The organism is Pseudomonas sp. PS01270 (assembly GCF_029959775.1).
GTDB classification, from domain to species: domain Bacteria; phylum Pseudomonadota; class Gammaproteobacteria; order Pseudomonadales; family Pseudomonadaceae; genus Aquipseudomonas; species Aquipseudomonas atacamensis.
Genome location: NZ_JASCPT010000021.1, coordinates 1 through 22,311, shown reverse-complemented (window position 1 = coordinate 22,311; position 22,311 = coordinate 1). Strand labels below are relative to the sequence as shown.

Annotated in this window: 23 protein-coding genes and 1 pseudogene; 17 read left to right on the top strand and 7 right to left on the bottom strand. The window is 60.8% G+C overall.

Annotated features, from left to right (window positions below):
* Positions 1 to 26: 26 nt before the first annotated feature.
* A complete protein-coding gene (locus QMX86_RS09300) occupies positions 27 to 791 on the bottom strand; it encodes an SDR family NAD(P)-dependent oxidoreductase (RefSeq protein ID WP_071171898.1) in 765 nt (254 codons plus the stop codon).
* 116 nt (positions 792 to 907) lie between these two features.
* On the opposite strand from QMX86_RS09300, the gene QMX86_RS09295 reads away from it, so the two are divergent.
* Together QMX86_RS09295 and QMX86_RS09290 are read left to right on the top strand one after the other, a co-directional pair.
* Positions 908 to 1,852: a GlxA family transcriptional regulator gene (locus tag QMX86_RS09295; RefSeq protein WP_122699069.1), complete on the top strand. Its 945-nt coding sequence runs from the start codon at positions 908 to 910 to the stop codon at positions 1,850 to 1,852.
* Positions 1,853 to 2,288: 436 nt separating this feature from the next.
* Positions 2,289 to 2,648, top strand: coding sequence for a DUF6124 family protein (locus QMX86_RS09290; protein WP_122601655.1), 360 nt, complete (start codon positions 2,289 to 2,291; stop codon positions 2,646 to 2,648).
* 544 nt (positions 2,649 to 3,192) lie between these two features.
* On the opposite strand, the gene QMX86_RS09285 is transcribed toward QMX86_RS09290, so the two are convergent.
* Entirely contained in the window at positions 3,193 to 4,152 is a 960-nt protein-coding gene (locus QMX86_RS09285) for a DMT family transporter (RefSeq protein ID WP_073475186.1), read from the bottom strand.
* A 167-nt stretch (positions 4,153 to 4,319) separates the two neighbouring features.
* Positions 4,320 to 5,246, bottom strand: coding sequence for a LysR family transcriptional regulator (locus tag QMX86_RS09280; RefSeq protein ID WP_282384622.1), 927 nt, complete (start codon positions 5,244 to 5,246; stop codon positions 4,320 to 4,322).
* 112 nt (positions 5,247 to 5,358) lie between these two features.
* On the opposite strand from QMX86_RS09280, the gene QMX86_RS09275 reads away from it, so the two are divergent.
* The 8 genes and pseudogenes from QMX86_RS09275 (at position 5,359) to QMX86_RS09240 (ending at position 11,248) form a co-directional block, all read left to right on the top strand.
* Positions 5,359 to 6,111: a 3-oxoacyl-ACP reductase family protein gene (locus QMX86_RS09275; protein WP_073475182.1), complete on the top strand. Its 753-nt coding sequence runs from the start codon at positions 5,359 to 5,361 to the stop codon at positions 6,109 to 6,111.
* Positions 6,112 to 6,118: 7 nt separating this feature from the next.
* Positions 6,119 to 6,715, top strand: a complete 597-nt coding sequence (locus tag QMX86_RS09270; RefSeq protein ID WP_205884329.1) for an NADPH-dependent F420 reductase — start codon at positions 6,119 to 6,121, stop codon at positions 6,713 to 6,715.
* A 49-nt stretch (positions 6,716 to 6,764) separates the two neighbouring features.
* Positions 6,765 to 7,163 carry a nuclear transport factor 2 family protein gene (locus QMX86_RS09265; protein ID WP_282384619.1) on the top strand — a complete coding sequence of 133 codons (399 nt, stop codon included), beginning with the start codon at positions 6,765 to 6,767 and terminating at the stop codon, positions 7,161 to 7,163.
* Between the two features lie 107 nt (positions 7,164 to 7,270).
* Complete coding sequence (locus QMX86_RS09260; RefSeq protein WP_024012559.1) at positions 7,271 to 7,573, top strand: metalloregulator ArsR/SmtB family transcription factor; 303 nt, start codon at positions 7,271 to 7,273, stop codon at positions 7,571 to 7,573.
* Between the two features lie 63 nt (positions 7,574 to 7,636).
* Positions 7,637 to 8,611 (top strand): zinc-dependent alcohol dehydrogenase family protein, encoded by a 975-nt coding sequence (locus tag QMX86_RS09255; RefSeq protein WP_073475176.1) that lies wholly within the window; start codon positions 7,637 to 7,639, stop codon positions 8,609 to 8,611.
* 28 nt (positions 8,612 to 8,639) lie between these two features.
* On the top strand, positions 8,640 to 8,981 hold the full coding sequence (locus QMX86_RS09250) for an antibiotic biosynthesis monooxygenase (RefSeq protein ID WP_101162539.1): 342 nt from the start codon (positions 8,640 to 8,642) through the stop codon (positions 8,979 to 8,981).
* 164 nt (positions 8,982 to 9,145) lie between these two features.
* Positions 9,146 to 9,847 carry a DUF695 domain-containing protein gene (locus QMX86_RS09245; RefSeq protein ID WP_282384615.1) on the top strand — a complete coding sequence of 234 codons (702 nt, stop codon included), beginning with the start codon at positions 9,146 to 9,148 and terminating at the stop codon, positions 9,845 to 9,847.
* Positions 9,848 to 10,121: 274 nt separating this feature from the next.
* Positions 10,122 to 11,248, top strand: a pseudogene (locus tag QMX86_RS09240) (sensor histidine kinase).
* A gap of 39 nt (positions 11,249 to 11,287) precedes the next feature.
* On the opposite strand, the gene QMX86_RS09235 reads toward QMX86_RS09240, so the two are convergent.
* Positions 11,288 to 13,144, bottom strand: coding sequence for an ABC transporter ATP-binding protein (locus QMX86_RS09235; protein ID WP_016774294.1), 1,857 nt, complete (start codon positions 13,142 to 13,144; stop codon positions 11,288 to 11,290).
* A 299-nt stretch (positions 13,145 to 13,443) separates the two neighbouring features.
* Between QMX86_RS09235 and QMX86_RS09230 the strand changes: the two genes are divergently transcribed.
* From QMX86_RS09230 to QMX86_RS09220, 3 genes are read left to right on the top strand one after another with little or no spacing between them, the layout of a single operon-like run.
* Positions 13,444 to 14,094: a hypothetical protein gene (locus tag QMX86_RS09230; RefSeq protein ID WP_282384613.1), complete on the top strand. Its 651-nt coding sequence runs from the start codon at positions 13,444 to 13,446 to the stop codon at positions 14,092 to 14,094.
* Positions 14,094 to 14,522 carry a phage holin family protein gene (locus QMX86_RS09225; protein WP_101162531.1) on the top strand — a complete coding sequence of 143 codons (429 nt, stop codon included), beginning with the start codon at positions 14,094 to 14,096 and terminating at the stop codon, positions 14,520 to 14,522. The genes QMX86_RS09230 and QMX86_RS09225 overlap by 1 nt, the downstream gene beginning before the upstream one ends.
* Entirely contained in the window at positions 14,519 to 15,331 is an 813-nt protein-coding gene (locus tag QMX86_RS09220; RefSeq protein ID WP_073475172.1) for a DUF3618 domain-containing protein, read from the top strand. Before QMX86_RS09225 ends, QMX86_RS09220 begins: the two co-directional genes overlap by 4 nt.
* A gap of 54 nt (positions 15,332 to 15,385) precedes the next feature.
* On the opposite strand, the gene QMX86_RS09215 is transcribed toward QMX86_RS09220, so the two are convergent.
* On the bottom strand, positions 15,386 to 16,492 hold the full coding sequence (locus QMX86_RS09215) for a M28 family peptidase (protein ID WP_073475170.1): 1,107 nt from the start codon (positions 16,490 to 16,492) through the stop codon (positions 15,386 to 15,388).
* A 633-nt stretch (positions 16,493 to 17,125) separates the two neighbouring features.
* Positions 17,126 to 18,019: a LysR family transcriptional regulator gene (locus QMX86_RS09210; RefSeq protein WP_282387433.1), complete on the bottom strand. Its 894-nt coding sequence runs from the start codon at positions 18,017 to 18,019 to the stop codon at positions 17,126 to 17,128.
* Between the two features lie 170 nt (positions 18,020 to 18,189).
* Between QMX86_RS09210 and QMX86_RS09205 the strand changes: the two genes are divergently transcribed.
* Entirely contained in the window at positions 18,190 to 19,362 is a 1,173-nt protein-coding gene (locus QMX86_RS09205) for an MFS transporter (protein ID WP_241664696.1), read from the top strand.
* Between the two features lies 1 nt (position 19,363).
* On the opposite strand, the gene QMX86_RS09200 is transcribed toward QMX86_RS09205, so the two are convergent.
* The gene (locus tag QMX86_RS09200) at positions 19,364 to 19,522 is read right to left on the bottom strand and encodes a DUF2986 domain-containing protein (RefSeq protein ID WP_024012572.1); all 159 of its coding nucleotides are present in this window, start codon (positions 19,520 to 19,522) and stop codon (positions 19,364 to 19,366) included.
* 128 nt (positions 19,523 to 19,650) lie between these two features.
* On the opposite strand from QMX86_RS09200, the gene QMX86_RS09195 reads away from it, so the two are divergent.
* The 3 genes from QMX86_RS09195 (at position 19,651) to QMX86_RS09185 (ending at position 22,202) form a co-directional block, all read left to right on the top strand.
* A complete protein-coding gene (locus QMX86_RS09195) occupies positions 19,651 to 20,151 on the top strand; it encodes an anti-virulence regulator CigR family protein (RefSeq protein WP_273525559.1) in 501 nt (166 codons plus the stop codon).
* Between the two features lie 153 nt (positions 20,152 to 20,304).
* On the top strand, positions 20,305 to 21,279 hold the full coding sequence (locus tag QMX86_RS09190) for a quinone oxidoreductase (RefSeq protein WP_282387427.1): 975 nt from the start codon (positions 20,305 to 20,307) through the stop codon (positions 21,277 to 21,279).
* Entirely contained in the window at positions 21,276 to 22,202 is a 927-nt protein-coding gene (locus QMX86_RS09185; protein WP_282387425.1) for a LysR family transcriptional regulator, read from the top strand. The genes QMX86_RS09190 and QMX86_RS09185 overlap by 4 nt, the downstream gene beginning before the upstream one ends.
* Positions 22,203 to 22,311: the final 109 nt, after the last annotated feature.

The following is a 22,311-nucleotide window of genomic DNA, read 5'->3' as shown; positions in this document are numbered from 1 at the left end:
GAGCCCGGGTGTTTCTGTCGGTGAGTTCAGGCCACCGGAATAGGATTTTCCAGCAGCGACAGGTTGAACTGCTCGATCAACCCGTGCTCGTTCGCGCCCTGGTTGGCTCGCAGCGGCAAGACTCGGTCAACCAGCACTTCGGTGGTGGCGGTTTCCAGCTTGATCAGGGTTTCCTCGATGAACTCGCCCAGCGGCATGGCGCGCTCGTCGCCGCTCTTGTGAATCAGGTCGGTATCAACCCAAGGCGGCGCGATTTCCAGGACCTTGACGCTGGTGTCGCGCAGCATGAAACGCTGCGACAGCGAGTAGGAATGGATCGCCGCTTTGGTCGCCGAATATAGCGCCGTGGTCGCCAGCGGCAGGTAGGCCAGTACCGAGCTGTTGTTGATGATGTAGGCCTCGGGCTGGCGCTTGAGGTGTTCGACGAACGCCGCGCTGACGCGCACTGGGCCGAGCAGGTTGGTCTGCAACAGACCGACGGCCTGTTCATCGTTGAAGTCGCCGGAACCCGCGTTGTCGAAGGGCATGATCCCGGCGTTGTTGATGATTACGTTCAACGACGGATGGCGGCGGATGACTTCGGCGGCGACGTCCTTGATCTGCTGCGCATCGTTGATGTCCAGCTGCACGGTGTCGATGCCCGGATTCGCTTGGGCAATCTCTGCCAGCAGGGTCTGGCGACGACCAGCGATGATGACCTTGTTGCCGCGCTGATGCAGGGCCTCGGCCAGTGCGCGGCCGATGCCGGAAGTGCCGCCGGTGATGAAGATCGTGTTGGCTTCAAGTTTCATGAGCTGCGTCCCGCGAGTGGATTGATTGGTATGGCAAGCCATGATGGAGAAAACCTGCTCCGACCTGAATGACGTATGTGGTAGTGTTTCAGGACATTCAACAACGGAGCGCGACCATGCATCGAGTCGGCTATCTGCTCACGGAAGGTTTTCAGGTCATGGCGCTGGCGACCCAGTCGGTGTTCGAGTTCGCCAACATCGTCACCGGCAAAGCCGTGTACAAGGTGCAGAACTTTTCCCAGGCCGGCGGCATCGTCAGCTCCTCGCTGGGCTTGCACGTCGATACGTTGCCACTGACGCAGGCGGGGCTGGCCGACAGTTGGCTGGTGGCTGGCACGCTGACTCCGCTGACGCCGCCCGATGCTGACGTGCTGCAAAGCGTGCGCGGGCTCGCCGACGGCGCACGCCGCGTGGCCGGCATCTGCACCGGCTCGTTCGTACTGGCGCAGGCCGGAGTGCTGGATAACCGCCGCGTGACCACGCACTGGGCGTTCGCCCCGGCGCTGCGCAGGATGCATCCGTCGGTGAATGTCGAGGACGACCGCATCTTCATCATCGACGGCCCGGTGTGGACATCGGCGGGCATGACCGCTGGTGTCGACATGGCGCTGGGTATGGTCGAGAAGGATCTGGGCAGCGAAATCGCCCGCTCGGTCGCCCATCGACTGGTGATGCATCAGCGTAGGTCCGGAGGCCAGTCGCAGCATTCGGAACTGCTCTCGCTGTCGCCCAAATCCGATCGCATTCAGAGTGCGCTGGATTACGCGCGCAAGCACCTCAATCGCCCGCTGAGCGTCGAAGAACTGGCCGAAGTGGTGCACCTGAGTCCGCGGCAATTCACCCGCGTTTTCACCGCCGAAACCGGCCAGTCACCAGCCAAGGCGATAGAGAGCCTGCGCCTGGAAGCGGCGCGTTTGCTGATCGAGCAGAGCAGTCACAGTCTGGATGTAGTCGCCAGGGAAACCGGGTTTCGTGACCGCCGGCACATGCGCGAGGTGTTCATGCGCGGCTTTGGCGTGCCGCCGCAGGCGGTACGGCGGGATTCGCGGCGGATGGTGTGAGGCTCGTGTTGGTTAATCAACGTCCCAATACCAAGGAGCGAGCCTGCTCGAGATGACGTCAGCTCATTCACCACTACATAAACAGAAAACCCTCAGCCCGTTTAAACAGTAACTCCAGCCTTAAGCAAACGGCTACGACGCCTTGCGCCATTCCCTACGACTACGCCAGAATCCGCCGGCTTGTGCGTCTGCCGTTCCCTCCGTAACTTGATTCCTGTCACTGCTCATCAGTGATCGGGTCTGCAAGCCCGTCGGAATCAGTCGCATAGCCCTGCCAAAGGACACTTGTTCGTGTCCGCTCAACGGCGGCTTTGTGCGGGAGACCTTCGGGTCTGCCGGGTTCCTGATTTCCCGGTCTTGCAGACCCGCACACAGCTGCCACCCATCATCTGCAAGTGATGTTGGTAGCTCCAGACGAATAATCAGGAGTTTCACCATGTTCAAAGTCACACCCAATCCCCCAACCACCGACCCCGCATCGCCCTACGAATCCTGCGGCTCGAAAAAGCTTCACGAAGCCGCCGAACGCGCCCTCGATCACTACCTCGGCCCGGCAGACATCCTGGCCAGCACCAACACCCCGGAACAGATGTTCCTCGCCAACCCGAAATACGACACCGAATCCCTGCTGGCCAACGCCAGCGAATCCCTCGGCTCGGCCACCACCATGCTCTACGACTTCGCCGCGCTGCTCGACAACCCGCGCCGCAAAACCCTTCTAGGCATCGCCCAGGTCGTCATGCTCGGCGAAATCGCGGTCAATCAGGCGTTGGACAAAGTCGAAATAGCCAAATGACCCGCAATGCGACGAGCGCAAAACCTCGTCGCAATCCCCGGGCGCGCCATGGCTGGCACACGGCCACGGCTTGCACCACCCGGGCTCGACTGTCACCCTTCGGGCCGTTCTTCAAGGATCAGAACAAGGAATCAAGGATTGAGTGGTTACGTTCCAAACCCGCCGAAAAACTACCGCTACGAACAAGGTCGAACGTTTCTGCGAGCCGGGGGAGGGAGCGCCAGCGGCGCTGAACCAAATGACGACAAAGAATCCGCGCGCGGTTGGGAGGTACGGGGAAACCGGTTATTGGCGCAGATCTGCTCAAGCGAATTTCGTACGCTGGCAATCTATGTACGCCCTGCCATGACCACAAAGACCAGACTCAGAACGCTGGCGGAATTCTTACGAACGGAGCTGGAGGTAACTGCGATTTATCTCTACAGGGGTGAAATAGGAAGCTATGCCCAGGTAGACCTCGAGAGCCTGCAATTCTGCTGATTCGGTATCGAGCCGGGGGCGATAAGCAGGACTCGCCAACCAAGAGTCCCGCTACTAGACCCCCTCAAACCTCAGCCTTCACCCCAACCTTCACCGCAGCCTTCCGATACGTCAGCAAAACAATCCCGCTCACCACAATCACTCCACCCACGATCTGCCCTCTGCTGAGCATTTGATCCAGCACAATCCAGCCCATCAACAATGTCGCCAGTGGTTCGATATTCATCACCGGGGCGTTGCGTGGCATGTCCAGTCGGGGCACGGAAATGAACAACACAATGAAGCCGGTCCCATAGAGCACGACAAGCGTGGCAAGGGCCAGCCAGCCGGTTGAAGTGGCGGGGAGGTTGAGTCCGCCGGGGAGGGCGCCGGTCAGGCCGGCCAGGTTGACGCTGCTGAACACGATGAAGATAGTCAGCAGGCTGCGCACCGAGCCGCGCACCTGCGACAGTTTGTGGTCGGTGATCCACAGCGCGCAGGCGAAGACGCTGGCGGCGCAGAAGGCGAGTGCGACGCCCAGTAGCCATTCCGGGCCGACGCTCGCGCTGTCTGACAGACGTCCGGGGACGTCCAGCACGAACACCAGCCCGACGAGAATCAAGCCCATCAACATCGCGGTGCGCGCGCTTGGTCGTGGGCCGCCCAGCGCCCAGGTCAGCAAGGCGAGCAGGATCGGAAACACGTTGGCCACCAGCAGCGCCAAAGCGACCGGGACCCGCGCGACAGCGGAGTACAGACACAGGCTCTGCGCAGTAATCAGCAGGCCCAACAACAGTTGCCAACGCCACGCTCCCGTCGGCAGACGCAGACTTTGCCGCTGCCACAGGACGAGAATGGCCAGAACCAGCAAGGTCCCGCCCGAGCGCATCAGAATCGCCAGCAACACGCCCGCGCCATCATCAAAAGCCACCCGTGCCGCGACGTGGTTGCCGGCGAACGCACAGCCCATGCACAACAGAATGATCACGGCGAGATAACGAGGGAAGGGCGGGGGGACGGTTGGCGCAAACTCAGGACGGGACATGGCAGATCTCAAAAATGATAGCCACTCGGGGTGGCTCAGGTTTTTATTATGTTGTCGTACAACTGCCCGATTTGTACCGTAATCGAGCAGACGCGGCAAGCTAGAAAGGCTTGAAAGACCGCGTAGGCGTGATGCTGGTTGAGTTTCAGAGGTCGTATAACTTGCTTTTAAGCCCGAGCATCGAGTCCAGTTGCCCACCCATCCTCTCGAGCCTGACCGACCAGAAAATCCACAAACGCCCGGGTTTTTGCCGGCAACAGTTTCTGGCTGGAGAAATACAAATAGATCTGCCCTGCATCGACATACCAATCGGGCAAAACCCTTTCCAGCGTACCGTCCTGCAGATAAGGCAAAACATCCGGAACTGCCAACAGCGCAACCCCCAACCCCAGTCGCGCGCACTGACACAGCGCTTGCGGATCGTTGACCAACAGGCGCGGCGCCAACTCCAGCGGTGCCCGTTGCCCGTCGGGGCCTTGCAGCATCCAGCTGCGCACCTTGCCGGTCTGCACCGAGCGCATGGCCAGATGATTCAGCGTCGCCAGCTCTTCGATGTGCCGGATGCGCTTGTGTGCCGAGAGGTATTCCCTCGATGCCACCAGAATCAGATGCGCCGGCGCGATGGCCCTGGCCACGACACCTTGCGCGAGTTCGATGCCGCCGCCGATAGCCGCATCAAATCCATCCGCGATGAGATCGACCTGGCGATTGTCGACGTGCCATTCAGGGGTCACGGCGGGGTATTGCTTGAGAAACTCGGGCATCAGCGGCAGCAGAAAATCCCTGGCGAAACCGGGTGCTGCGCTCAGACGCAAAAGCCCTGAAGGCTCTCCGGCATTGCCGGCCACGTCGGCAATCGCCGCTTGAACACTTTCCAGTCCCGAACCGACGTTGGCCAGAAAGCGTTCTCCCGCTTCGGTCAGCGTGAGTTTGCGCGTGCTGCGCTGAAACAAGCGTACGCCGAGGTTGGCCTCCAGCTGCGCGACATTGCGACTGACCGCCGCGGGAGTCAGGCCCAGGCGCCGCGCCGCCGCAGAGAAGCTTCCCGCCTCGGCGCTGCGCACGAATGAGAGCAAATTGCCTAAGGTTTCCATCTGCGCACCTTCAACGAATGATTGAAAGTGATTCTAGTAGGCTTCCACTACTGGTGGAAGATCAAAAGGCGTCTCATAGCCTCATCAACTCCAACCACCCAGAGGCTCGACCATGAACACTTCTACGCTTCCACTGACCGGCAAAATCGCCATCGTGACCGGAGGCTCACGCAGCATCGGCGCAGCAATCGCCAAGCGGCTCGCGGCAGATGGCGCCACCGTCGCTATCACCTACAACGCATCGCCAGATCGCGCCGAAGCGGTCGTGCAGGAAATCGTTGCGGCGGGCGGCCTGGCTGTGGCGCTGGCGGCCGATGCGGGCAATCCCGAGGCTGTACGTGCAGCGATTGCCGAGGTTGCACAGCGTTTTGGCAAGATCGACATTCTGGTCAACAACGCTGGTATCAGCCTGCTTGGCGCCCCGGAGGACATCGCCTTCGAGGACTTTCAACGCATCCTTGCGGTGAACGTGACCGGCGTCTTCGTCGCCACTCAGCAAGCGCTCAAACACATGGGGCAGGGCGGCCGCATCATTCACATCGGCAGCTCAATGGTGCAATACGCGGCGTTCGCTACCGCCTCCGTCTACACCCTGAGCAAAGGTGCGCTGACCGGTTTCAGTCGTGGACTGGTGCGCGATCTGGGGCCGCGCGGCATCACTGTGAACACCGTCCATCCCGGCCCGACCGACAGCGACATGAACCCGGCCGACGGGCCTATTGCGGACTTCCTACGCCCGAACATCGCCATGGGGCGGTACGGAGAGGGCAAGGATGTCGCCAGTGCGGTGGCGTACCTGGCCAGTGCGGACGCCGGGTTTGTCACCGGTGCAGAATTAATCGTCGACGGCGGCTTCACAGCGTAAGGAGAGCATCATGACTATCAGCATCATTGGTACAGGCTCCATCGGCACCGCCATCGCTCGGTTGCTCGTCAACGCAGGCCTGCCGGTCAGTCTGGCCAACAGCCGTGGGCCGCAGAGCCTTGCCGGTTTGGTCGACGAATTGGGTCCACTCGCACAAGCGGTGACGGCTCAGCAAGCCAGTCAGGCGGACATTGTTTTTCTGGCGGTGAACTGGTCGAAGATCCCCGACGCGGTACGCGATCTCGGGCCTTGGGATGGACGTATCGTGATCGACGCCAACAACCCGATCGAGGCACCACTGTTCAAGCCGTTCGATCTGGGCGGCCAGCCGTCTTCGCAAGTGGTGGCGCAGATGCTGCCCGGTGCGCACGTGGTCAAGGCCTTCAACCATTTGCTCGCGGCTCTGCTGAGCGATCCCTCCGCCGAGGGCGGCAAGCGGGTGCTGTTTTATTCCGGTGAAGATGCCGCGAGCAAAACCAAAGTTGCAGAGCTGATTACTCAACTGGGTTTTTACGGCATCGACCTGGGCGGTGTGCAGCAGGGAATGCTTGCACAGTTCCCGGGCGGACCGCTGCCAGCCTTGAACCTGGTCAAACATGGTTGACCGCTGAGCCCGGGCAACCGGGCTTCACATACCAATCGAGGATTCAAAAATGTCTGGCTCAGATTCGCGAAATATCAATGAGGTGGAAAACTACGACGCCTTGCTGCGGGCCAACCTGCAGCGCGTGTTCAACGAGCGCGATGCACAGAAGCGCATTGCGGCGGTGCAGGAGCTTTTTGCAGACACACCGACGATGTACGAACCGACTGGCACCGTCACCGGGCGGGCGGCGATTTCAGAGGTGGCCGGTGCGTTGCTGGATCAGTTCGGGCCGGACTTCGCTTTTGTTCCGGAGGGGCCGGCGGTTGGGCATCATGGCTTGGGTTACCTGCGCTGGCATGCGGGCCCGAGCGCTGGGCCGGTAGTCGTCAGTGGCGTCGACGTGGCAGAAATCAAAGCGGGGAAAATCGTGCGGTTGTGGGTGTTGCTGGATGCGCCCCAAGGCTGAGCCGCACGGCAGGGTGGCAAATCGGATCCCGTTGCCGCCTGTCGCCGACTGCCGATCAGATTAATATCGCGCATTGACATATCGCAAAATCTCGATATCCTCGGCGCATGGAACTGATCGAAATCTTTAAAGCCCTCTCGAACCCGACGCGCCTCAAGATCCTTGAAGGCCTGAAGGATCCCGTCAAGAACTTCCCCCCGCAGGATGAGGGTGACGTTCTCGTCGAGGGTGTCTGCGTCAGCAGCATCCAGGAAGGTATCGGCTTGTCGCAGTCGACGGTGTCGAGTTACCTGGCCACGTTGCAGCGGGTGGGGCTGGTGGAAGTGCGACGCATCGGTCAATGGACCTACTACAAACGCAATGAGGCTGCTATCAGCGCGCTTGCAGAGATCATAGGGAAAGAGCTGTAAATTTTTTTACTCTAGGATATCGAGATTTCTCGATATCCCTCTTTATCGATACGAGGTTTTGCCATGAAAGCGATGATTTTGAAATCCTTCGGCGGTCCTGATTCGTTCGAACTCAGCGACGTTCCAAAACCGGTTCCGCAAGCGGGCCAAGTGCTGGTCCGAGTGCACGCTACTTCCATCAATCCGCTGGATTATCAGGTTCGGCGCGGTGACTATCCCGATCTTGTGCCGCTGCCAGCCATTACCGGTCACGACGTGTCGGGCGTGGTTGAAGCCGTCGGGCCGGGCGTGAGCGCTTTCGCACCGGGCGACGAAGTCTGGTACACCCCGCAGATATTCGACGGGCAGGGCAGTTATGCCGAGTACCACGTCGCAGCCGAAAGCATCATCGCCAGAAAGCCTGGCTCGCTGAGCCACCTTGAGGCGGCCAGTCTGAGTCTGGTCGGCGGTACGGTTTGGGAAGCGCTGACCGTGCGCGCCGTGCTCCGCGTTGGCGAAAGCATTCTGATCCACGGCGGCGCCGGCGGGGTCGGCCATGTGGCGATTCAGGTGGCCAAAGCCATGGGCGCCAGAGTGTTCACCACCGTGCGCGAGGCCAACGCCGATTTCGTCCGCAGCCTGGGTGCCGACGTGGTGATCGATTACACCCAAGAGGATTACGTCGAAGCGATCATGCGCGAAACCGCCGGGCATGGCGTTGATGTGGTGTTCGACACCATCGGCGGCGATACCCTGTCCCGCAGTGCCGACGCGCTCGCCCAGCTTGGCCGCGTCGTCTCGATCGTCGATATCGCGCAGCCACAAAACCTCGTTCAGGCCTGGGGCAAGAACGCCAGCTACCACTTCGTCTTCACCCGGCAGAATCGCGGCAAGCTCGATGAACTGAGCGCGTTGGTCGAGCGCGGCCAGTTGCGGCCCCACGTTGGCGCGGTCTATTCCCTTGCCGACATCCCGCTCGCCCACGCAAGACTCGAGAGCGGCAACAACGGTCTGCTGGGAAAAATCGCCATCGCCGTCGAGCCTTCACTCATCGTCTGAATCCGCTCACTGATTTTGGAGAAACATCATGGTTTACGAGATCGCTGTGCTGCCCGTTCACCCGCAACAGACTGAAGCCTTTCGACGGGCATTTGCCGAAGTCGAACCGTTGCTCACCCGCGCCAAGGGATATGGCGGCCACTTGCTGGCGCAAGGTATTGAAACCCCCGAGCAGTTCAATTTGATCGTGCGCTGGCAATCGCTTGAGGATCACTCGCCGGGGTTTGAAGAAAGCGAAGACCACCAGCGGTTCATGCTGGGGCTGGAGGATTACTTTTCGGCAGAACCGAGGGTCTATCACATTGAGGGTGGTGCTTTTCCGGGGGGCGACTTTGGCGTACCGGACAGCGGTGCCAGCGTAGGCATCTGAGGGAGTATGTGGCTGTTCGTCACAAGCGGCTGTGGCTGGTCGAGCACTGCTTGTGATGAATTGCCACTTTAATTCCGCTTTGGCCTGTTCATGGGGCAGGGGTGGCAGGCAAAATGCGCCCTTTTCCATATGACTTGTACTGCAGCTCATCCAAGGAAGGCCACTTGAAAGTCACTCCCCACGCTTCCCTGCGCCCTGAAATCTGGCCAGCCGTTGTTTTATTGGTGCTGGCAAGCCTGATCACGACCGGCTGCACGCGCTCCCATACTCCAAAACCGGTAGAGCGCGATCCTTGTCTGGATGCCGGTCCAGCGCATACAACGGCCTACAACAAATGCATGAGCGAGCGGGAAGAGCGCCAAGCTGAAGCGCTCAGAATACTGCTCAGTGATGATCCTGCTGACAATCCGCAACGGCAAGTGGCCGTGCCAGGCGACAGCGATTTCCAACCGTCTGATTTTCCTGACGACCCAATGCCAGCGAGTTTCCGCATGCCTTCCGACTTGAATCTCAAGGATACCCAGGCATTTCCTTACAAGTCTCGCATCAGCTGGAAATACGTGTCGGATCGCTTCCTGCCGAGTTCAAAGGAATCCGCGCGGATGATGCAGGTGGACCGCCTGATAAAGGCGGCCGTAACGGCGGATGGGTTCGCGAAGTGGGGGTGCACGGTCACCGGCGGAAAGCGTCAGGTGTGGGTTTTCTACACCCTGGACGACGCGGCCTTTGTCAGCCGTGTGCAGGCAGCTCTGGCGCAGACCGGGCCTTATCCGATTGAATTCAGCAGCCGTAAACAGGCAGATGTCAGTGCTGAGGTGCCGAACACCGAGCAAACTCGACTGACGCCCAAGCAATGCCTGGAGTGAAGACTCTCGACGGATAACCTCTTGAAACGGACTTCTCTCATCGCAAGGAGTCCGTAGCCGTAGTCGCTTCAGAGGCGTTCGTTGCGGGCGCAGCGATCATCTCATGCCGACCGCAACCTCTTCAGCACACCGATTTTCCTCCAACGTTAGCCCAGCGCTTTGGTGGTAGGCTGCATCCCCTCAGCCGTACTTTCTGTACTCCTGAATTGCCCTTTCCGAAATCTGCGCCGGCTCAGCTGCTGGCGTTGATGGATTTCCCCTGCGGACTACAGCCATGCGCCTGCCAGATTTCATTCTCGAAAACCTAGAGCCGATCCTGCAGGCCTGGGAAGATTTCGCCCGCACCATCGAGACGCCGGGGGTGGAGCTCGATAACGTCGCGCTGCGCGATCACGCCGAGCAGATGTTGCGCGCCATCGTCATCGATCTGCGGACCAAGCAGACCATGAGCGAACAAATCGCCAAAGCCCAGGGCCAGGCGCCGCGCGACGATGAAGAAACGGCTGCGGAAACCCACGCGGTGACGCGGCTGATGGCTGGTTTTACCATCGATCAGATGGTGTCGGAATACCGCGCGCTGCGCACCAGTGTGCTGAGCCAGTGGCTGCGTCAGGGAATGTCGACGACATGACACGCTTTCACGAAGCCATCGATCAGGCGCTGGCCGAGTCGATTGCCAGCTACTCCCGTGCCGTTGAGGCTTCGCGCAACGTGTTTCTGGGGATTCTCGGCCATGACTTGCGCACGCCGCTGGGGGCGATTCTGCTCGGTGCGGATATGTTGCGTCGTACCGAAGCTACCGACCCGCGCACCGGCAAAGTGGCCAGGCAGATCTACGCCAGCGTGCAGCGCGCCAGCCAGATCGTGGGCGACCTGCTGGATCTGACGCGCTGCCAGATGGGGCCGGGGATTCCGGTGAAAAAATCCCTGATCGATCTCAGCCCTGTGTGCGAGCGGGTGATCGAGGAAATCCGCGCCTTTCATCCGCAGGCCAACGTGCGGTTCGACGCGACGGAAGCGGTGATGGGAGCGTTCGATGGCGCCAGGATGGAACAGGTCTCTTCCAACATCATCAGCAATGCGGTGACCCACGGCGACAATAATTTTCCGGTAACTGTCGAGTTGAACGTTCGCGAGGATTGCGCGGTGTTCACAGTGCACAACGGCGGCGAGCCGATTCCAGAAGACGTGTTGCCGTTCATCTTCAACCCGATGGGGCGCTTCTCGCAGCGCTCCGTAGTTGATCACGGGCCCGTCGCTGGCCTCGGGCTGGGCCTGTTTATCGCCTCGGAAATCGTCGCCTCGCATGCCGGCTCGATCGAAGTCAGCTCTGACCTGAAGGGCGGGACCGTGTTTCGCATAAAGCTTCCGATTGATGCCGAAAGCCCCGTCACCATATAGGCCAATCGATGGAGGGCCGGCCCCGGCCCTCCATCCTGATCACTCCTCCATCACCTCAACCAAACCGCGATCCTCACCGAGAAACCCGCCACTCTGGTGCTGCCACAGCCGCGCATAGGTGCCGTTCTTCTCCAGCAATTGCGCGTGGGTGCCTTGTTCGATGATGCGGCCTTCGTCCATGACGATCAGCCGGTCCATGGCCGCAATGGTCGACAAGCGGTGGGCGATGGCGATCACGGTTTTGCCCTGCATCATTTCATCGAGGCTTTCCTGAATCGCGACTTCAACCTCGGAATCCAGTGCGCTGGTGGCTTCGTCGAGCAACAGGATCGGTGCGTTCTTCAGCATCACCCGGGCGATGGCGATGCGTTGTCGCTGCCCGCCGGAGAGCTTGATACCGCGTTCGCCGACCAGCGTGTCGTAACCGCTGTGGCCCTGCTTGTCGCTCAACTGACTGATAAAACCATCGGCCTGAGCGTTCACTGCCGCGCGATGGATGTCTTCGTCGGTGGCGTCCGGGCGTCCGTAGGCGATGTTGTCGCGGATCGAACGGTGCAACAGCGACGTGTCCTGGGTGACCATGCCGATCACGCTGCGCAGGCTGTCCTGGGTGACCTCGGCGATGTTCTGCCCATCGATGCGGATCTCGCCGCGATCAACGTCATAGAAGCGCAGCAGCAGGTTGATCAGCGTCGACTTGCCTGCACCGGAGCGGCCGACCAGGCCGATTTTTTCGCCGGGGCGAATGTGCAGGGTCAAGCCGTCGAGCACCTGGCGTTCGCCGTTGTAGTTGAAGCTGACATTGTCGAAAACCACTTCGCCGCCGGCCGGCTCCAGCACTTTGGCATCCGGCGCATCCTGGACTTTCGGGCCGCTGGTCAGGGTGGCCATGCCGTCCTGCACGGTGCCGATGTTTTCGAACAGCGAAGTCATCTGCCACATGATCCAGTGCGACATGCCGTTGATGCGCAATGCCATGGCGGTGATCGCCGCGACGGCGCCGGTGCCGACTTCGCCCTGATGCCACAGCCACAGCGCGTAACCGCCGGCGCCGAGAATCAACGCCACCACCAGCGCCTGATTGACGATTTCGAACTGACTGACCAGCCGCATCTGGCGAAATCCGGTGAGCTTGAAATCTTCCATCGCTGCACGGGCAAAGTGCGCTTCACGCTTGGAGTGCGAGAACAGTTTGACCGTGGTGATGTTGGTGTAGGCATCGGCAATCCGCCCGGTCATCGACGAGCGCGCATCGGCCTGTTCCTGGCCGACCTTGCCCAGACGCGGGACGAAATACACCATCGCCAGCCCGAACAGAACGATCCACGCCAGAAACGGCAGCATCAGCTTCAGCGCAAAGCCACCGGCCAGCGCAATGATCGCGATGAAGTACACGCCAATGCCGGGGAGGATTTCGATCAAGGTGAACAGCACCTCGCGCACCGACAACGCAGTCTGCATGACCTTGGTCGTCACCCGGCCGGAGAACTCGTCGGAGAAGAACGACAGACTTTGCCGCAGCATCAACCGGTGAAAGTCCCAGCGCAGGCGCAGCGGCAGATTGATCGCAAGGATCTGGTGTTGGACCATCGTACGCAGCGCCACCAGGCCGATGCTGACAACCAGCACGATGCCGATGCCCCACAACACGCGGCTTTCCTCATCACCGGCAGCGCCGCCGGATTGCCAGGTCGAGAGCAGGTCCACCACTTGCCCGAGGAACGAAAACAGCCATGCCTCGTAGATCGACACGCTGGCGCTGAGCAGGGCGAAGGCCAGAATGTAGCCGCGCGCGCCCCGGGTGCACGCCCACAAGAAGCGCATCAGGCCGACTGGCGGTGGCGGCGCCTCGTCGGGCGGGAAGGGGTCAAGCCTTTGTTCAAACAGGCGAAGCATTGCGGTCTCCGAAGTGATCAGGGTGTGGGGATTCTGCCATCTATCGGCGTTGTTGCGGGTTTCAGCGTCGTGTTGCAGATAAATGCTTGTGCCTTGTCTTGACCGCAGCCAGGCGCAGAAGCTCAACGCAATCGTGCCAAGCGCAACCTTTCGTCGCTGATCCAGACCTGACACGGCACGCTCATCAACCTCTTTGAACTCTCGCGCAAGCTGCTCCGTCATCTTCTATGTGGGGGCTCGAGGCAATGTTGCCGTGTAGTCCCGTTTTTCCGTTTTCAAGTCAGAACGCGAGGGGCCACATGAATACTCAAGACAGCAGGGCAGGCTTTGAATCAGGTGATCCGAACAGCAAGCCTGGACAGGCTTTTGAACATTTGAAAGATGACGTCAGTGAAGCGCTCGGCGGTGCGCGGCAACAGGCCGACGCGCAATTCGGACAGTACCGCGACACTGCGGCCGAACAGATAGAAGCATTGGCCCAAGGGGCAAAGAGCTTCGTCTCTGAGTTGCAGGACAAGGACACGCTGGGCATGTCCGACTACCTGACGGATATGGCGGACTCCATGACCGGGCTGGCAGGCAACTTGCGCGGCAAGAGTGCCGAGCAATTGCTGCACGATGCAGCCGATCTGGCGCGCAGCAATCCGGGCCTGTTCATCGCCGGCAGCATTGCTATCGGTTTCGGCCTGTCGCGGTTTCTCAAAGCCGGCACGGCCGCAGCAGCGACGGTCAGCGCCGAACATGATCCGGCGGCGGGCACGACATCGACGCCACCGCCAGCCGATTACGGTGCGCAGCGACCCTATGAATCGTCAGTGCCGTCATCGGCCCACGCCAATCCGGGACTGGCCACCGGCATCACCCCGACCTCGCCCAGTGACAGCGATCACCCCGCTGATTTTGCCGCGGCTTCCGTACCGCACGCACCCGATGCCAAAGGAGAACTGTGATGAACAGAGATGAATCTGATCTGAGCGGGGCAAGGCCCCTCGGCCAAACGGATGACGCTTCGGTGGTCGGCCTGTTGCGACAACTGTCGCGCGAGGTGCCAGCGTTGTTCACCAAGGAACTGGCATTGGCAAAAGCCGAACTGCAGAACAGCCTCAGCACGCTGAAGGCGGGTATCGGTGCGGTTGCTGGTGGTGCGATCGTGTTCCTCGCCGGCTTCATCATTCTGCTGATGTCGGCGGTGTACGGCCTGAGCCTGTTCATGGCGCCATGGCTGGCCGCGCTGATCGTCGGCGTGGTGGTGATGATCATCGGCTTCGCCATGCTGCAATCCGGGAAGAAGCAATTCGAGCCATCTCACTTCAAACCTGATCGCACCCTCGACGCCTTGAACAAGGATCAGGAAGCGCTGCGGAGGAAAGTCTCATGAAAAGCGAACTGGATATCGAAGCGGAAAAAAGCCCGGAGCAGATCGAGCGCGAAATCGATGCGCAACGCGCGAGCATCGGCAACATCGTCGATCAACTCGAGAGCAAATTCACCCCCGGACAGATGATCGATCAGGCCTGGGGAATGATGCAGAGCAACGGCTCGACGTTCCTCACCAATCTCGGCACCAGCGTGCGCAATAACCCGGTGCCAGCGGTGCTGACTTCCGTGGGGCTGCTCTGGCTGATGATGAGCCAGAATCGCCCGCCCGTGCCGCAACCGACCTATCGCAGCGGGCCGGATCAGGACAAGGCTGGCGAATGGGCCGATGGTTTGGCCGACGGCATCGACAGTGCGCGCGCGCATTTGCATTCGACCACTGACTCGCTGAAGGACGGCTACCAGTCGCTGAAAGGCAAGGCCAGCCACCTCGGGGAAAACGTCGGCGCGGCGAAGGAAAATCTGACTCATGCGATGCATGACGCCAGTGATCGCTTGTCACGCAATTCGCAAGTGCTCGGCCAGCAATTCAGCCACATGCTCAAGGAGCAACCGCTGATGGTGGCTGCCGCTGGGGTTGCGCTCGGTGCATTGCTCGGCGCGGCGTTGCCAACTACGTCCACTGAACAGCGCTACATGGGCCGTACCAGCGCTGGCATGGTCGACAAGGCCAAGCAGAAAGCTCAGGAAGGGTATGAAGCAGTGCGTGATACGGTGACTCGAACTACTGAACAAACCGAGGTTGAGACCAAGCCGGAAACGGCGCGGCCTTCGTCTTCGGATTTGTCACAGGGGTTGGGTACTTCTTGATGGTGAAAAACAAGGGAGGCCTGCAATGGGCCTCCCTTTTTATTGGACTGCGAGTCAGGTCGATACCTCATTCTGCAAGCCTTTCAAATATTCGACCAACGTCTGTGCGCAGGCTTCAATTGCGCCGTCGACTACCAGTTCGAAACCATGGGTATTTTCGGTCGGGATCGCGATGCAGCCGGCCTGGGCGCTGATGCCTGAACTCATCACCGCACTGGCGTCGGAAGCGAAATCCACCAGCAGCGCGAACTGTGGATCGAAGCCGCAACGCTTGGCGGCGTCGGCCAAAGCCATGACCACGCCGCGCGAGTAATAGCCTTTCTGGTCGCCGGTATCGATGATCGGGTCGACGCCCAATCGCGTTGCGTATTCGCTCATCACTGGGCCGACCTCCACGGCAATCGTGGTGTCACCGGGCAGGTGCGCAGCGGCATACATCGCACCGGCGTTGCTTTCTTCCTCGAGGGTGGTGAAGACGAAGTAGGTGTCGTGCCGCAATTCGGTAGTGCTGTGCTTGAGTTGCTCGGCGGCCTGGAGCATGGCGACGACGGGCGCGCGGTCATCGAGAAAATGCGCAGCGGTGGCATCGCCGACCCGGAACGGCTTACGCCAGTGCTGGCTGAGCACGACGCGGGTGCCGGGACGCACGCCCATGTCTTGCAAGGTTTGCGGGTCGTGGCGGGTGATGATGTGCACGTCTTTCCACTCCACCGCGCCGCTCATCACATCCTGGCCCTGCGGCGAACCTGTGGTGGCGTGCATCGAGCCGAATGAGAGCACGCCGGGCAGGGTTTGCGCATCGCCGAGAATATCCACCGGACACACACCGAAATTCACCGGATTCGCACCGCCGAGGGCAACCACCCGCAACGTACCGTCCGGCTCGACGCGTTTGACCAGCATGGCGATCTCGTCCATGTGACCCATGATGCGCACAGCGTGCTCGCCGTCCGGATCGGGTTCGCGGCCCTTGAGCAGGCCGATGACATTGCCGGCCCGATCGGTCCAGACCTCGTCGCAATGGCGCCGCAGTTCTTCCAGGCAGATCGTCCGAACTTCGTCTTCCTGACCGCCAGGCCCGCGTGCCATGAGCAAGCGGCTCAATAGTGTTTGGGTGGATTCCTCTGTGTTGCGCGGCGAAGGCGTTTGGTTATCCGACATGCATGCTGACCTCCTTGCATCGGCGGACGTGTATCGACCGCTCAGAATTTAGGGGGCAGGTTGGCGGAAAAATTCAGATGGGTTGAAGCCTTCTGTTCACCTGCATTCCCTGTGGGAGCGAGCCTGCTCGCGAAAGCGGTGGGTCAGGCAAGGACGATGTTGAATGTGCCGACGCCTTCGCGGGCAAGCCCGCTCCCACAGGGATTTGGGTTGCGCTGAAGATTGTGACCTTGCCCCGGACCATTGTGGGAGCGAGCCTGCTCGCGATATCGGTGTGTCATTCAACGTGGATGTATCTGATCTGGCGCCTTCGCGAGCAGGCTCGCTCCCACAGGGATTTTGGGTGCGCTGAAGATTGTGGCCTTGCCCCGGACCATTGTGGGAGCGAGCTTGCTCGCGAAAGCGGTGTGTCATTCAACGTGGATATATCTGATCTGGCGCCTTCGCGGGCAAGCCCGCTCCCACAGGGGATTTGGGGTGCGACAAAGATCGTAGGTTTGCCCCGGATCACTGTGGGAGCGAGCTTGCTCGCGAAAGCGGTGGGTCAGGCAATGACAATGTTGAATATGCCGACGCCTTCGCGGGCAAGCCCGCTCCCACAGGGATTTGAGTTGGATTGAAGAGTTGCGTTTGTCAGCGGTTGTATTTCAGCGCTTCGACAAACGCCGCAAACGCTGCGGAGCTCTGGCGTCTGTTCGGGTAATACAGGTGATAGCCCTGAAACGTCGGGCACCACTCTTCCAGCACTTCCACGAGTCGGCCGTCGGCCAGATACGGCGCGACCAATTGCTCGGGCACGTAGGCCACGCCGATGCCGTCCACGGCGGCGTTGAGCACATGCATGATGCTGTTGAACACCAGTTGCCCATCGACCTTCATGCTGAAATCCTGACCCTTGTGCGCAAACTCCCAGGCGTAAATGGCGCCGGCCGGTTGGTGGCGGATGTTGATGCAAGTGTGCTCCGTCAACTGGTGCGGCGTGGCGGGTGCCGGGTGACGAGCGAAGTACTCGGGCGAGGCCACCACGGCCAGGCGCCAGTCCGGGCCGATGCGCACGGCGATCATGTCTTTGCTGATCGATTCACCGAGACGAATGCCGGCGTCGAAGCGTTCCTTGACCACATTGGTAAATCCGTAATCGACGTAAAACTCCAAGGTGATGTCCGGATAGTCCTGCAAAAACTGCGCAAGCATCGGCCGGATGCACAATTCAATCTGATCGTCCGTGCAGGAAATGCGGATCGTGCCGCTGGGCTTGTCGCGCAATTCGCCGAGGGCTTCGAGCTCGGCGCTGATCTGCTCGAACAGCGGCGCAATCGAATGCATCAAGCGTTCGCCAGCCTCGGTCGGCGAGACATTGCGCGTTGTACGAGCGAGCAAGCGGATACCCAGACGCTGCTCCAGCGCGCGGACCGTATGACTCAGCGCAGACGGCGTGACGCCGAGGCGGGCGGCAGCCTTGGTGAAGCTTTGCTCCTGCGCCACCGCCAGGAAGGCCTGCAGGTCGTTGACTTTGGCGTTGCTCATTGCTGAATTTTTCTCAAAAGCACATGAAGATTACCGCTACTAATCAAGTTAAGCCCGATCCGTCAAGCTTTGCAGCCTGAGTAACGGGGCAGAAATGCCTCGCTCATTTCTTCTTCAAGACAGGTTTTCGCATGACGGCTCAAGTAATCAACACCCCGACAGCCCAGCCCATGGAAGCGTCCACGGCCGGCGAGCAACCGGCGTACTGGAGCGGCGTGTTCGCCATGACCTTGTGTGTCTTCGCGCTGATCGCCTCAGAGTTCATGCCGGTCAGTCTGCTCACGCCAATGGCTACGGACTTGCTTATCAGTGAAGGTCTGGCCGGCTATGGCATTGCCATCTCCGGCGCGTTCGCGGTGCTGACCAGCCTGACGATCACCAGGCTCGCCGGCTCGATGGATCGCAAGCGCCTGTTGCTGCTGTTGACGGCGCTGATGTGCGCGTCCGGGCTTGTGGTGGGCCTGGCGCCCAATTACACGGTGTACATGATCGGCCGCGCATTGATCGGTGTGGTGATTGGCGGCTTCTGGTCGATGTCAGCGGCGTTGGCTATGCGTCTGGTGCCCTCCGCCAGCGTGCCCAAGGCGCTGGCCATCTTTAACGGCGGCAATGCCCTGGCGACCGTCGTGGCTGCGCCGCTGGGCAGTTATCTGGGCAGCGTGATTGGCTGGCGCGGGGCGTTTTTCTGCCTGATACCGGTGGCGCTGATTGCGCTGCTCTGGCAGTGGATCAGCTTGCCCGCGCTCCCGGCCGCGCCGCGCAAAGCCAGCGCAGCCAATGTTTTTGCGTTGTTCAAAAGCCGCCGGGTGGCGTTGGGCATGCTCGGCGCAGGTCTGTTCTTCATGGGCCAGTTTGTTCTGTTCACCTACCTGCGACCGTTTCTGGAGACCGTGACCCGGGTCGACGTTTCGATGCTGTCGATGATTTTGCTGGTCATCGGTGTGGCCGGGTTTATCGGCACCGTGGTCATCGGTTCGGTGTTGAAGAAGAGGCTGTATCGCGTAGTGATCACCATCCCGCTGTTGATGGCGATGATCGCGGTGGCGCTCATAGGGATGGGCAGTTCAGTAGTCGCGACGTTCGTGTTGCTCGGCTTGTGGGGATTGATCGCCACGGCGGCGCCGGTAGGCTGGTGGTCGTGGCTGGCGCGCACGCTGCCCGACGATGCCGAAGCCGGCGGTGGGCTGATGGTGGCGGTGGTGCAGTTGTCGATTGCCTCGGGTTCTACCATCGGTGGTCTGCTGTTCGACGGCAGCGGTTATCGGCTGACGTTTTTCGCCAGCGCGGCATTGCTCGTGCTGGCGGCGCTGATGACCTGGCTGACGTCGCGGCAGTCGGCCTGAATCAGCTTTCGCTGTTTTCGGCCGCCGCCTGCGCCGCTTCGGCTTCCAGCTTCAGGCGGTCGGCCTTGCAGATGTATTTGGGCTTTTTCGGCGCCAGTTTGGCATTGGCCTTTTTGGCTTTTTCCTTGAACAACTGCTGCAGCTTCTTTTGGCGATTCATGATTTTTCGATCAGGGGTGGAGAGGGTGGGAATCCTGACGCAAGGCCGAGTGGTCAGCAAGAAGAAATCCACTAAGCTGAGCACATTCGCCCTTACTCAAGAGCATCCCCCAACCGAAGGAATCGCACATGAGAAAAGCTCGCAGATTGATTGTCGCGTTGTCTTGCCTCGCGCTGGTAATCGGCAGCACGACGGCACTGGCTGACCCCGGCAATGGCAAGGGGCAGGGTGGTCAGGGCGGCCAGGGCAACGGCAAGGGCAAACCGCAAAACATGCAGGATCACGGTAAACAGGGCGGGGGCGGCCAAGGCAATGGCAACAAGGGCCAGCAACACTCTGGCAATCGCGGCGGCGGGCCGAGCGTTGATCGCGGCGATATTCTCAGCAGCGTCGGCATCTATCGCGGCCAATACTGGAATCCGGGGCCGCCGCTGCCGCCGGGTATTCAAAAGAATCTGGCGCGGGGTAAACCGTTGCCCCCGGGCATCGCCAAGAAGCTGGACGGGCGAATGCTCGAACATCTGCCTCGTTATGACGGCTACGAATGGCGACAGGCGGGCACTGACCTCATTCTCGTTGCGCTGGCCACCGGGCTGATCTACGAGGTGCTCAACGGCGCGTTCGATTGATTGTTGAAAAAGGAGCGGCCGCACGTGCCGCTCCTTTTTTATGTGTGTATTGCTGCAGCCGTTGCAGCAATGAACTGCATTCAGGCTGGGTTGTTCGTTAAATGCTGCGCTTTCAGACTGAGCTCAACGCTTAACAAATGAATGGAGATGACCATGGCCAACGCAATCCGCTTCACCGAAACGGGCGCACCGGATGTCCTGCAATTGCACGCTGTCAGCGAACAGGCCCCCGGGTCCGGCGAGGTCTGGCTGGAGCAAGCGGCGGTGGGCGTCAATTACCTGGATGTCAGCCAGCGCAAAGGTGCAGTGCCCGTGGCGTTGCCGTCGGGGCTGGGTCTGGAAGGCGCGGGTCGGGTGGCGGCGGTCGGTGCCGGTGTGAGCAATGTGCGCGTCGGTGATCGGGTCGCTTACGCTACCGGCCCCTTGGGCGGTTACGCCTCGGCGCGGCTGTTTCCGGCAGAGCGTCTGGTGAAGATTCCCGAAGAGCTGTCGTTCGAAGATGCGGCGGCGGTGTTGTTCAAAGGTATCACCGCGCAGTATCTGCTGAAGGCGACTTATCCGGTCGGGCCGGGCACGACGATACTGCTTTACGGTGTCGCGGGAGGTCTGGGGGAAATCATGGTGCCATGGGCCAAGCACCTTGGCGCAACGGTGATCGGTGTGGTGTCGAAACAGGCCAGTGTCGACAAGGCGCGCGCGTCGGGCTGTGACGAAGTGCTGGTGTTCGATGCCGAGACCCTCGCCGCCGATGTGGTGCGTATCACCCAGGGGCGCAAGGTCGATGTGGTGTATGACCCGATTGGTCGGGTGTCTTTTCAGGCCTCGCTGGACAGCTTGCGCCCACGCGGATTGATGGTCTCGTTCGGCACGCAGACCGGCGCGCCGGCGGCGGTGGAAATGGCCACGCTGAACGCCAAGGGCTCGCTGTTCCTGACCCGTCCGTCGCTGGCCGCGCACACCACCACGACAGCCGAATATCAGGAGCGCGCGCAAGATGTGCTGGCCGCTGTTGCCGCCGGTATCATCACGCCGCAAATTCGCGCGCGTTATTCATTGGCTGACGCGGCGCAAGCGCACGCCGATCTTGAATCGGGCCGATCATCAGGGGCGATCATCTTAAAACCATGAATCTGGATGTTCTGAGCAACCCGCACAGCGATGAAATCGCTGCTTTCCTGGCCGTCGCCGCGCAAGGCTCTTTTGTCGCGGCGGGGCGTTTGTTGCAGCGCCATCCGACCATCGTTTCCAAGCGCCTCGCGGCGATGGAGAAGCGACTGGGCGTGCGGTTGGTGGAACGCTCGACGCGACACGTGCGTATCACCGAGGCTGGCCTGCAACTCGAACAGCGCCTGCGCGCGGCCGTCGAGTTGATGAACGAAGCGCAGCAGCAAGCGGTGCAGGGTGCCAGCGAAGTACGCGGCACCCTGCGCCTGGCCTTGCCGGCGGCGATGGGGCGGTTATGGCTGGGGCCGCTGCTGCCGGAATTTCTCAAGGCTCATCCGCATGTTTCGGTAATCGCCGATTACAGCGAAGGCCTGGTCGACATCATCGAGCAGGGCTTCGACGCGGCTATCCGCATCGGCGAGCTTGAGGACAATCGGCTGATCGCAAAAAAGCTCAGCGACCATCGACGGATTCTCTGCGCATCGCCGGCCTACATCGAGGCCCACGGCATGCCGCAAACCCCGCAGGACCTGCTTCAGCACAATTGCCTGCGCTTCAGCGGGCTGGCGTCGTTCCCGCTGTGGCGCCTGCATCGCGGCAACGAAGTGCAGACCATTACGCCACACGGCAACCTGACCGCCAGCGACAGCGAATCCCTGCTCGCCGCCGCCCGCGCCGACGCCGGCATACTCGGTGCCGGCGACTGGCTGATGAGCCGCGATCTGGCGGCAGGGCGGCTGATTCACGTGCTGTCCGACTGGCATCTGGATTCGGCGGGCGGCGTCTATCTGGTCAGGCCGTCATCGCGATTTCCGGCGGCCGCAGTGGTAGCGTTCAAGGAGTGGATCGAAGCGAAATTCGAGACCGGGCCACCTTGGGCTGTCTGAGCAAAGTCTGCATCAAGACCAACACTGACCCCGTGGGAGCGAGCCTGCTCGCGAAGGCGGAGTGTCGGTCATAGAGGGTCTGGCTGACCTGACGCCTTCGCGAGCAGGC